This is a genomic window from Ruegeria sp. YKSE079 (assembly GCF_059612845.1).
The window spans coordinates 90,735-100,752 of the sequence record NZ_JBXWRJ010000018.1 but is presented as its reverse complement, the minus strand read 5'-3'; the positions used below and the strand labels follow the sequence as shown (position 1 = coordinate 100,752).

General features: G+C 58.8%; 11 protein-coding genes and 1 pseudogene. 7 read left to right on the top strand and 5 right to left on the bottom strand.

Annotated elements, in window-relative coordinates:
* The 3 genes and pseudogenes from AC2FMY_RS16530 to AC2FMY_RS16520 all read right to left on the bottom strand — a co-directional run.
* A pseudogene (locus tag AC2FMY_RS16530) lies at positions 1-161 on the bottom strand (phosphate acyltransferase PlsX); the annotation flags it as partial.
* 24 nt (positions 162-185) lie between these two features.
* The gene (gene rpmF / locus AC2FMY_RS16525) at positions 186-392 is read right to left on the bottom strand and encodes a 50S ribosomal protein L32 (protein ID WP_008756996.1); all 207 of its coding nucleotides are present in this window, start codon (positions 390-392) and stop codon (positions 186-188) included.
* A gap of 205 nt (positions 393-597) precedes the next feature.
* Positions 598-1,134 carry a YceD family protein gene (locus AC2FMY_RS16520; protein ID WP_480749962.1) on the bottom strand — a complete coding sequence of 179 codons (537 nt, stop codon included), beginning with the start codon at positions 1,132-1,134 and terminating at the stop codon, positions 598-600.
* Between the two features lie 83 nt (positions 1,135-1,217).
* On the opposite strand from AC2FMY_RS16520, the gene AC2FMY_RS16515 reads away from it, so the two are divergent.
* From AC2FMY_RS16515 to AC2FMY_RS16505, 3 genes are read left to right on the top strand one after another with little or no spacing between them, the layout of a single operon-like run.
* Entirely contained in the window at positions 1,218-1,685 is a 468-nt protein-coding gene (locus AC2FMY_RS16515) for an outer membrane protein assembly factor BamE (protein WP_480749963.1), read from the top strand.
* Between the two features lie 55 nt (positions 1,686-1,740).
* Positions 1,741-2,574 carry a GNAT family N-acetyltransferase gene (locus AC2FMY_RS16510; RefSeq protein ID WP_480749964.1) on the top strand — a complete coding sequence of 278 codons (834 nt, stop codon included), beginning with the start codon at positions 1,741-1,743 and terminating at the stop codon, positions 2,572-2,574.
* Positions 2,575-2,583: 9 nt separating this feature from the next.
* Positions 2,584-4,392, top strand: coding sequence for an ABC-F family ATP-binding cassette domain-containing protein (locus tag AC2FMY_RS16505; RefSeq protein WP_496807736.1), 1,809 nt, complete (start codon positions 2,584-2,586; stop codon positions 4,390-4,392).
* A gap of 103 nt (positions 4,393-4,495) precedes the next feature.
* Here the strand turns inward: AC2FMY_RS16505 and AC2FMY_RS16500 are convergent, their stop codons facing one another.
* Positions 4,496-5,251: an SDR family NAD(P)-dependent oxidoreductase gene (locus AC2FMY_RS16500; protein WP_496746038.1), complete on the bottom strand. Its 756-nt coding sequence runs from the start codon at positions 5,249-5,251 to the stop codon at positions 4,496-4,498.
* Positions 5,252-5,479: 228 nt separating this feature from the next.
* Here AC2FMY_RS16500 and AC2FMY_RS16495 point away from each other — a divergent pair, with 228 nt between their 5' ends.
* Positions 5,480-5,896, top strand: coding sequence for a hypothetical protein (locus tag AC2FMY_RS16495; RefSeq protein ID WP_480749967.1), 417 nt, complete (start codon positions 5,480-5,482; stop codon positions 5,894-5,896).
* Between the two features lie 180 nt (positions 5,897-6,076).
* Positions 6,077-6,775 (top strand): lipid-binding SYLF domain-containing protein, encoded by a 699-nt coding sequence (locus AC2FMY_RS16490; RefSeq protein WP_480749968.1) that lies wholly within the window; start codon positions 6,077-6,079, stop codon positions 6,773-6,775.
* A gap of 3 nt (positions 6,776-6,778) precedes the next feature.
* On the opposite strand, the gene AC2FMY_RS16485 is transcribed toward AC2FMY_RS16490, so the two are convergent.
* Positions 6,779-7,732: a radical SAM protein gene (locus AC2FMY_RS16485; protein ID WP_496807735.1), complete on the bottom strand. Its 954-nt coding sequence runs from the start codon at positions 7,730-7,732 to the stop codon at positions 6,779-6,781.
* A 160-nt stretch (positions 7,733-7,892) separates the two neighbouring features.
* On the opposite strand from AC2FMY_RS16485, the gene zwf reads away from it, so the two are divergent.
* Positions 7,893-9,347, top strand: coding sequence for a glucose-6-phosphate dehydrogenase (zwf, locus tag AC2FMY_RS16480; protein WP_496746042.1), 1,455 nt, complete (start codon positions 7,893-7,895; stop codon positions 9,345-9,347).
* Positions 9,344-10,015 carry a 6-phosphogluconolactonase gene (pgl, locus tag AC2FMY_RS16475; protein WP_480749971.1) on the top strand — a complete coding sequence of 224 codons (672 nt, stop codon included), beginning with the start codon at positions 9,344-9,346 and terminating at the stop codon, positions 10,013-10,015. The genes zwf and pgl overlap by 4 nt, the downstream gene beginning before the upstream one ends.
* The last annotated feature ends 3 nt before the right edge of the window (positions 10,016-10,018 follow it).

The window sequence follows — 10,018 nt, the reverse complement described above, 5'->3', positions numbered from 1 at the left end:
TCTTCCGGGCCGTGCAGGATGAATCCGATTTCCGGATTCTTCTTGGCCGAAATCGAGATGCCCGCCACAACGACCGAAGGACCCGCGTCCCCGCCCATGGCGTCAACCGAGATTATGATCTGTCCGTTCCTGAAACCGGTCTGATCTGGCTGAGCCGTCATGTGGTGGCCTGCACTCGAACGGGCTTAGGCCGCGTCTTCGTCCAGGTCGATTTCGTCGGCCTGAGCGACGACTTCGCGGTCGTCATAGTGACCGCAGGACGCGCACACATGGTGCGGGCGCTTCAGCTCGCCACAGTTCGGACACTCGTTCGGGTTGGCAGCAACCAGAGCGTCGTGCGCGCGGCGGTTGTTGCGGCGCGACTTGGAAACTTTGTTCTGTTGGACAGCCATTGTCTCAACCTTTGTCTGACTGGGGCCTGCGGATCTGCCGCCGGCCGGGTTACATTCTTCGTTTTCTCGTGGCGTGACGCGCGTTTAGGGCACTGCCCTCACGATGTCCAACCCAAAATCCGATGAGCGCGCGAAAATACTGCGATTCTCGTCATGTTCAAGTGGTTTTTCTGAGCGCCTGCTATGACAGGTCTCGGGCCTCATGTCACTTGTCTTTTTTTAGCGTCTTGCGCAATTCGGCCAAACCCGCAAACGGCTTTACGTCCTCGTCTGTCATGGCTTGTTTTCCCGGTTCCGTATATACTGCTTCACCCAGATCGGCACCGTCCTTGCGAGGATATTGTGGCAAGGCCAAAGACAGCGCTTCGATCATCACAGTGTCGAGATCGATGAATGCTTCCAGTGCCTCGGTCTCGTCATCTTCGGGCATTTCGGCCTCGGCTTCGTCTGGTTCCTGCCAATCGGCCAGAAACACGCGGCGCACATCGGAATCGATGCGGGTGGTGACAGGTTCCAGAGAGATCACGCAAGGCTGGACCACGGTTGCGCCCAGCTTTGCCGAAAGAACCCAATCGCGTTTTCCTCGTGACCGAAGCTCTCCTGTAAAGCTCAGTTTACGCAAGCCCAACAGGTCCATTTCATCTCTGATGCGCTCCAGTTCAGATGCGTCGGGACGCAGGTGGAACTCCGTTGGCGTGTTTTGGGCAAGGTCGGCGACCCGAAGGGGTGTCTGGTCTCTCATCCGGGATCTTTCGTGTGTTGAACCGGCGCGTTGGTTTCTGTAATCGGATAGAAGCCGCGTGGCGCCAAGGCAAGAGGTTCTGGATGGTAAAGTTTAATGATCTGCTGACACCGGCAATCCGGGTGATCGCATTCGGGACCTGTCTGGCTGTCGCCACGGCCTGTACGCCGATATACAAGAAGCACGGTTATGCTCCGAGCCAGGCCGAACTGGCTGAACTGAAAGTTGGGGTTGATACCCGCGATAGCGTGATCGAAGCGGTCGGCGCACCGGGGGCATCCGGGGTGTTGAAGGATTCTGGGTATTATTATGTCGTGTCCCGGTTCCGTCATTATGGCCCGAAACAGCCCGAGGTTGTGTCGCGGGAACTGGTAGCCATCACCTTTGACCAGCGTGGCGTGCTACGCAATATCGAGCGCTATACGCTGGAAGATGGGATCGTCGTGCCGCTCGAGCGTCGAGTGACCAGTTCCAGCGTGGAGGACAAGACCTTCCTGCGTCAGTTGTTGGGCAGCATCGGAAGCTTCAACCCGGCAAACGCGTTGAACTGATAATGGCCTATTGTTATGCCGATTTGCCCTTGTCGCCGCTTGCGTGACGCAGCGAATGTGCTTACGTGATCCGGGCGGCGCTGCGGGGAAGTCAACCTTGGCAGAAACGGTTTTGGTGGACAAAGGACGTTATAGGGCGCGATGTGCCTCTTCGGCTGGGGATGTCGCTGACGCACAGGCATTGCGTAGTCTTGCGTTCAAAGCAAAAGTGCTGGATCAGGACGAATTCGATCAACGCTGTACACATGTCCTGATTGAGGACATGCGCGCGAACGGGCGTATCGTGTGTTGCTTCAGGATGCTGACGCTTGACTGCGGACGTGACATTCATCGCAGTTATTCCGCACAATATTATGACCTTTCGGGGTTGTACGATTTCACCGGACGTATGGTTGAAATGGGACGGTTCTGTGTACACCCCGATTGGAATGACCCTGATATTCTGCGGGTCGCATGGGGGGCGATGGCGGTTTTCGTGGACCGGTACAATGTGGAAATGCTGTTTGGGTGCTCTTCGTTTGCTGGCACTGAAACCAGGCAATACCTGGATGCGTTTGCCATGTTGAAGGACAGACACCTCGGCCCGAAACGCTGGCTACCGCGCGTCAAGTCGCCGGATGTATTCCGGTTTGCCGCGCGGCTGAGGAGGCGGCCGGATGTGAAGCAGGCGATGTTGAGGATGCCGCCAATGCTCAGGACATATCTGGCGATGGGCGGTTGGGTTGGCGATCACGCGGTTGTGGATCGGTACATGAACACGCTGCATGTCTTTACCGGGCTTGAAATCGGCGCGATCCCTGCGTCGCGCAAGCGCTTGTTGCGTTCAGTCGCCGGGTATTTGGAACAGGAAGAAGCACAGGCCGTTGACGCGGTGAGCGCTCCGGTTTAGCTGGCGGGAATGGCGAGAATTCCTTTGTTGCAGATGTCCGGCATTTCCCTGACTTTCGGGGGTGATCCGGTTTTTTCCGATCTCGATCTGGTAATCCAGCCGGGCGACAGGGTCGCTTTGGTGGGGAGAAACGGATCGGGCAAGTCGACCCTGATGAAAGTGATGGCTGGACTGGTGGAGCCGGATGCAGGCGATATAGTTATTCCTCCAGGTAAATCAGTTGGTTACATGGAGCAGGATCCGGATATGTCGGGTTTTGCGACGCTGGGGGATTATGCATCGAGCGGGTTGGAGCCCGGCGAGTTGTACAAGGTGGAGCGCGCTGGGGAAGGGTTGAAATTCGATCCCGCCCGTGCGGTAAACACCGCTTCGGGCGGTGAGCGGCGACGGGCCGCGCTGGCCAAGCTGATGGCCGAAGCCCCCGATCTGATGCTGTTGGATGAGCCGACGAACCATCTGGATATCGAGGCGATCCGATGGCTGGAAAATGAGTTGAAGGCCACTCGTGCGGCCTATGTCCTGATCTCGCACGACCGCGCATTCTTGCGTGAGCTGACGCGCGCAACCCTTTGGATAGACAGAGGAATGGTTCGCAGGCAAGAGAGGGGTTTCGAGGCTTTTGAGGCCTGGCGCGATCAAGTTTGGGAAGAAGAGGACACCGCGCGCCACAAGCTGGATCGGCTGATCAAGTCCGAGGCCCGCTGGGCGGTCGAAGGCATCAGTGCGCGGCGCAAGCGAAATCAGGGACGGGTGCGGGCGCTGCAGGCGCTGAGAGCCGAACGTGCGGCGCAGATCAAGCGGCAGGGGTCTGCGGCTATGTCTTTGGAATCAGGTCCGAAATCCGGTCGCAAGGTGATTGACGCCAAGGGCGTGAGCAAAAGCTTCGACGGCAAGCAGATCGTCCGCAACTTTGATTTGCTGGTCCAGCGCGGTGACCGGGTCGCGTTTGTCGGACCGAATGGTGTTGGAAAAACAACTGTTCTCAATATGTTGCTGGGGACAGTTGAGCCGGACGACGGAACGGTAGTAACAGGCACCAATCTGGAAGTGGCGGTATTCGATCAGACCCGGGCGCAACTTGATCCCGAGATGAGCCTTTGGGACAGTTTGACAGGCAATCCGGAGATGCGTGTTTCGGGCAAGGCAGACCAGGTCATGGTGCGCGGCATTCCCAAGCATGTCGTTGGTTATCTTAAAGAATTTCTGTTTGACGAACGACAGGCAAGGGCGGCTGTCAAGTCGTTGTCGGGTGGGGAAAAAGCGCGGTTGCTGCTGGCGAAACTGATGGCGAAGCCGTCGAATTTGCTGGTGCTGGACGAGCCGACGAACGATCTGGATGTGGAAACGCTGGATCTGTTGCAGGAGTTGTTGGACGACTATGACGGTACCGTCCTTCTGGTCAGCCACGACCGGGATTTTCTGGATCGGGTAGCCACCACCACGATCGCGATGGAGGGCAACGGGCGTGCCGTCGTCTATGCCGGAGGTTGGTCGGATTATATCGCGCAGCGCAGTGATGAAACTGTAAAAAAAGAAGAAAAAACAAAGGCATCAACGCCAAAGATAAAGTTGGAAGTCAAGCCGAAAGAGGGCCTGACATTCTCGGAAAAACACCGGCTTGAAAAGCTGCCAAAGGAGATCGAACGGCTGGAAGCCGAGATCGGAAAGTTGCAGGAGTTCATGTCGGATCCGGAATTGTACACCCGTGAGCCGGTCAAGTTTCAGAAGGCCACCGAGGCGCTGGTCGAGCGGCAGGCAAAGCTGGCCGCAGCCGAGGAGGAATGGCTGATGCTGGAAGAGAAGGCCGAGGCCGGTTGAGCCGGATTGTGCGAATTGTACCGGGTTTCAGACCCCGGTTGTCCAAAATGTACATATGAAAACCGGCCCGGAGCATAGCTCCGGGCCGTTTCGTCAGAACCGTTCAGCGCATCCGCAACGCGCCGTCGAGGCGAATGACCTCGCCATTGAGATAGCCCATCTCGACGATGAAGCCGGCCATGCGGCCAAACTCTTCGGGGCGGCCCAGACGCGGCGGGCAGGTGACCTCGGCGGCAAGCTGATCCTGCGCCTCTTGCGGCAGGCCCAGCAGCATCGGGGTCAGAAAGATGCCGGGCGCGATGGCCATGACGCGGATGCTGTCACGGGCAAGGTCGCGGGCCATCGGCAGGGTCATGCCGACGATGCCGCCCTTGGAGGCGGAGTAGGAGACCTGGCCTTTCTGTCCGTCAAAGGCGGCGATGGAGGCGGTATTGATGATCACGCCGCGCTCGCCGTTTTCATCCGGTTCATTCTTTGCCATTTCGGCGGCGGCGAGGCGGGCGACGTTGAAGCTGCCGATCAGGTTGATATCGATCGTCATGTCGAAGGTCTTGAGCGGCAGCGGGCCGTCCTTGCCCAGCGTCTTGCCGACGGTGCCGATCCCGGCGCAGTTCACGGCGGCGGTGATCCGCCCCATCTTGTCGACGGCATTGGCGATGGCGGCGGCGACCGACGTTTCACTGGTTACATCGGTTTCGGCGAAATGCCCGCCGATCTCGGCGGCGACATTTTGACCGCGCTCGACATCGCGGTCAAAGATGGTGACCTGCGCGCCGTTTGTGGCGAAATAGCGGGCGGTGGCCTCGCCAAGGCCCGAGGCCCCTCCGGTGACGATGACGGCGGTGGTGCTGAGCTGCATTTCTGGTTCCTCTCCCCGGATATGAACAGGTGTTCAAATAATGCAATCCTGTGTATCTGTCCACCTCTCATGCGGCCAGGCGTGTTGGAGTATCCGGGTCGCAGGGGGCAAGGCGGTTGAGTGTTCATTCAGCAGATCGCGGCGAAGGGGTGTATTTGGCCAATTTTCGCAACCGGTGCATAATGCCCGCCGTTTGGGATCGGAAACCAGTTCGAGGGGGGAAACTCGATGGATGCATTATGGCATACGCCGCAGATCAGGATTGACGAGAAATGCCGGACTGCCTGGGTTCAGGTTGGGGATGGTTTGTTGAGGCAGCATGACAAGTTCAAAAAGGAAAACGACAGGCTGATCAAACTGGTCGAGGACATGCGCAAGGCTGAACAGGCCTATTTGCAGGCCGAAGCGAAAATGCGGAATCAGCTGCAGCTGGTCATGAAGACGGCAGAAAAGAGCGCGCGCGTGGCGGCGCAGCTGCGGTCCAAGGACCTGAAGAACTGCAAGGTGGCAAAATCGAACTCGTTGATCGAGCGTTACATGGAAAAGAGCGTTGCAGGATTTGAAAAGCAGTTGAGCGACTGGATCAAGGCGCACAAGAAAGTGCTGGGCATGCCGAATGCCAAGCAGCGCCTGCCAATGCGGTGATTTTGCACCGGCCCCGGCCAAGACAGGGTTCGCCGCAGCAATTCGTGGGCGCAGGCCACGCGCCGGGCCGGCGGCTGCCTGATCCAGCTTTGCGATTTCTTTCCGGGCATCGAAAGAACGCCAATTTGAAACCGGGTTGGGTATTGTCGGGGAACTGTTGGTCGAATCACGGGGGAATTCATGCTCAGACTTGTTATCACTTTGGGTGTTTTGACTGCTTTGAGCAGTCCTGTGATGGCCGACGGGTTTCTGGACAAGGTCAAGAAGGGGGCAGAGAATACAGCGGATGCCGTGGGGCGCGGGGCCAAAAAGGCCGGAAAAGCGCTGGAAAAGGGAGCGGAGGCCGTCGGTGACACGGTCGACTCGACCGCCGAACTGGTCACGAACGAAGCCACGCCGGAGGAGACGCGCGCGAAGCTCGACGCGATGGCGGACGACATTCTGGCAAGGCTCCTGACCGAGAATGCAGATGCGGCCCAGTTGTTCGAGATCAGCGAGGGATATGCGGCGTTCGACACGCGCAAAGTGACCGTGTTCCCGGTATCTGCCGGTTACGGGCGCGGCGTTGCGGTGTCCAGGCTTGATGCCCGGCGGACGTATATGAACATGGGAACCGGCGGTGTTGGTGCTTCGTTGGGGATCGGTGGTTTCAAGACCCAGTTCGTCATCCTGTTCGAAACGCAGGCGGATTTCGACAAGTTCGTGACCGAGGGATACGACGCGACAGCGGAAACCGGGGCGATGTTCGGCGACGACACCACTCAGGAAGCGGCCAGATTCGTCGATGGCCGGACGTTTTTCGTGCTCAGCAAGAAGGGGTGGCGCGTCGCGGCGAGCGCGTCCGGCACGAAATACTGGAAATCGCCGGAACTGAACTAGGGGTCAGGCCGAGCAGCTGGCCCCGCCCAGAACGCAGAACTTGGCGCAATGGGGGTGGTTCAGATGTACGTCCGCCTCGGCGTCTTCCAGCGTGGAGCCCAATTCGAATTCCGGCGAATAAGGCAGAAGGGTGCAGGCCAGAACAGCCGGTTTCGACGCCCCTTTGCGTTTGACCACCATGCGCGAGGTTGCGCACATCACGTCGGTTGGCGCCTTGTTCAGAATGCCCCAGCAGGCTGTTGTGATTTCGGGCACTTCGACGGTTTCATCCATTTCGGGAAACAGCACGGTCTGGCCGGGGTCGTTGGCGTCGATGTCGATACCGTGTTCCTTGAAGAAAGAAGCATAGCCCTGGCGGCTTTCGGCGTCTGTCTCGCCCCAGACGGTGCGGCCCGCGATGGTCATCCGAATCCCGTTGTCACGAAGCCATTTCATGCCTTCGAGTGTTCTGTCAAAACTGCCTGTGCCGCGTTCGGTGTCGTGCAGTTCCGGTCGGGGGTGATCAAGCGAGATGCGCAATGTCAGGCGGTCTCCGAAATCCTGTTTGAGGCCGATCAGCCCGTGGCGCATTTTCGGGCGCATCATCGGCTGCATGGCGTTTGTCAGAATCAAGACCTCGAATCCCCGCTCCAGCGAAGCGCGGGCCATGTCGATGATTTGCGGATTCATGAATGGTTCGCCGCCGGTGAAGCCGATTTCGCGGATCGGCCAGTTGCGGGCTGCAATCTGGTCGAGGTACTCGCGCACTTCTGCGGCGGTGATATAGACCAGCGCGTCGTTGGTGGGGCTGCTGTCGATGTAACAATTGGCGCATTCGATGTTGCACAGGGTTCCGGTATTGAACCACAGGGTCCGGGGGTCGCTCAGGCGGACGGACGCGCGGGTTTGTCCGTCGGCTGTCACGTATCTGTCCTGGAACTTGCCCAGGTTTGCTTTGTGCAACACGTTGTCTTTCATACCCACATCCGGCTGTTGAACTTGTCGGTTCGTTCTAGCCTGACGCGGGAAGAAAGTTAAAGTAGGCCATCAGGTGCTGACAGAGTTTTGATTTGAAGAGAGCAGGGTTATGATTGCGCTAACATTGGACAGGCAACCAGATCGACGTTAAGGACAAGTTATGGTTTCACGCGTTATTCCGGTTGATCCGTTCGACCTCGTAATTTTTGGCGGTACGGGCGATCTTGCCCGGCGCAAGATCCTTCCGGCGCTGTTTCGGCGCTTTTGTGCGGGGCAATGGCCGCATGATGTGCTGCTTTTGGGGGCTGCGCGCAGCGATCTTGACGATGAAGGCTATCGCGAACTCGTCGGAGGATTCCTGAAAGACCACGCCGGGGAGCGGGCGAAAGACGGGCAGGCCCTGCAGGCATTCCTGGCACGTGTCGGATATGTGCGAATCGAGGCGCAGGGATCGGAAGGATGGAGGGAGCTTGCCCAGCGCCTGTCGCCGGACAGGGTTCGGGCCTTTTATTTCTCGGTCGGACCGCGCCTGTTCGGTGCGCTGGCCGAGCGGATCGAGGCGCATGGCATGGTCACCGACCAAACGCGGATCGTGGTCGAGAAGCCGTTCGGCCATGACCTTGCCAGTGCCCGGGATTTGAACCGGACATTGGCGGGTCATTTCCAGGAACGGCAGATTTACCGGATCGACCATTATCTGGGGAAGGAAACGGTTCAGAACCTGATGGCGGTGCGGTTCGGCAACATGCTGTTCGAGCCGCTGTGGAACAGCCAATACGTGGATCACATTCAGATCACCGTTGCTGAAACGGTCGGTGTGGACGGGCGCGAAGAGTATTACGACCGCGCCGGCGCGATGCGGGACATGATGCAGAACCACCTGATGCAGCTTTTGTGCCTGATCGCGATGGAGCCGCCCGCCAAGTTCGATCCTGACGCGGTTCGGGACGAAAAGCTCAAGGTGATCCGCGCGCTTGATCCGGTCTTGCCGCATCACATAGTGCGAGGGCAGTTTGCGACCGCACAAGGGCTGACCGGATATCGGGATGTGGTGGGAAATCCGCGTTCCAGCACGGAAAGTTATGTCGCGCTGCGCACGCATATCAGCAACTGGCGATGGGCGGGAACGCCTTTTTATCTGCGCACGGGCAAACGGTTGGTGGCCCGGTCTTCGGTCATCAACGTGATGTTCAAGGATGCGCCGCATTCAATCTTTGGCGAAGAGGCCGGACGCCACGCGAATGTTCTGTCGATCCGGTTGCAACCCAACGAAGGCATTACGCTGAAGGTGACGATCAAGGAGCCGGGGCAGGGTGGTATGCGTCTGGTGGACGTTCCGCTGGACATGAGTTTCGCCGAAGCGCTGGGGCCTGAAAACCAGGATCCGCCCGATGCTTATGAAAGGTTGATCATGGATGTGGTTCGTGGCAACCAGACGTTGTTCATGCGCGGTGACGAGGTCGAGGCCGCCTGGGCCTGGACCGATCCGATCATCGCGGGATGGGAGGCGCGAAATGATGTGCCCAAACCCTATGATTGTGGCAGTATCGGGCCGGGTGACGCCGAACTGTTGATGAAACGCGACGGTCGTCGCTGGCAGGGGATCAAGCCATGAAAATTCAGGAATATGCGGATCGGGATTTGCTGGCGATGGATGTGGCGAACATGCTGGCCGGTGAGCTTGAGGCAGTATTGTTTCACGAAGAAACGGCGTCATTTGCCGTACCCGGAGGTACCACGCCGGGGCCGATATTCGACAGTCTGTGCGCGGCGGATATCGAGTGGGACAGGGTGCATGTTCTGCCAACCGACGAGCGCTGCGTGCCCGAAGATCACGAACGCTCGAACGCACGGCTGATCAAGGAACGTCTGCTGGTGAACCGCGCGTCGTCGGCGCGCTTTTTGCCGTTATACGTGCCGGGTTCCGAGCCAGAGGATGTACTGACCGACATTGAGGCCATGCTTGCGCCGGAATTGCCGCTGTCGGTTCTGGTGTTGGGAATGGGCGAGGACATGCACACGGCTTCTCTGTTTCCGGGAATGCCGGGGCTGATGGACGCGATGGGCGACCACGCGCCGGTGCTGGCCGTGGCGCGCCCGCAGACCCAGCCCGAAACCAGGATCACGCTGACCGGGCCGGTCCTGGACGGGGCGTTGTCCAAACATCTGGTCATCTATGGGGCGGAAAAACGCGAGGCCCTGGAACGGGCGATGTCGCTTCCTCCCGAAGACGCCCCGATTACCGCGGTGCTTCGCGGTGCGACCATTCACTGGGCAGCGTGAGAG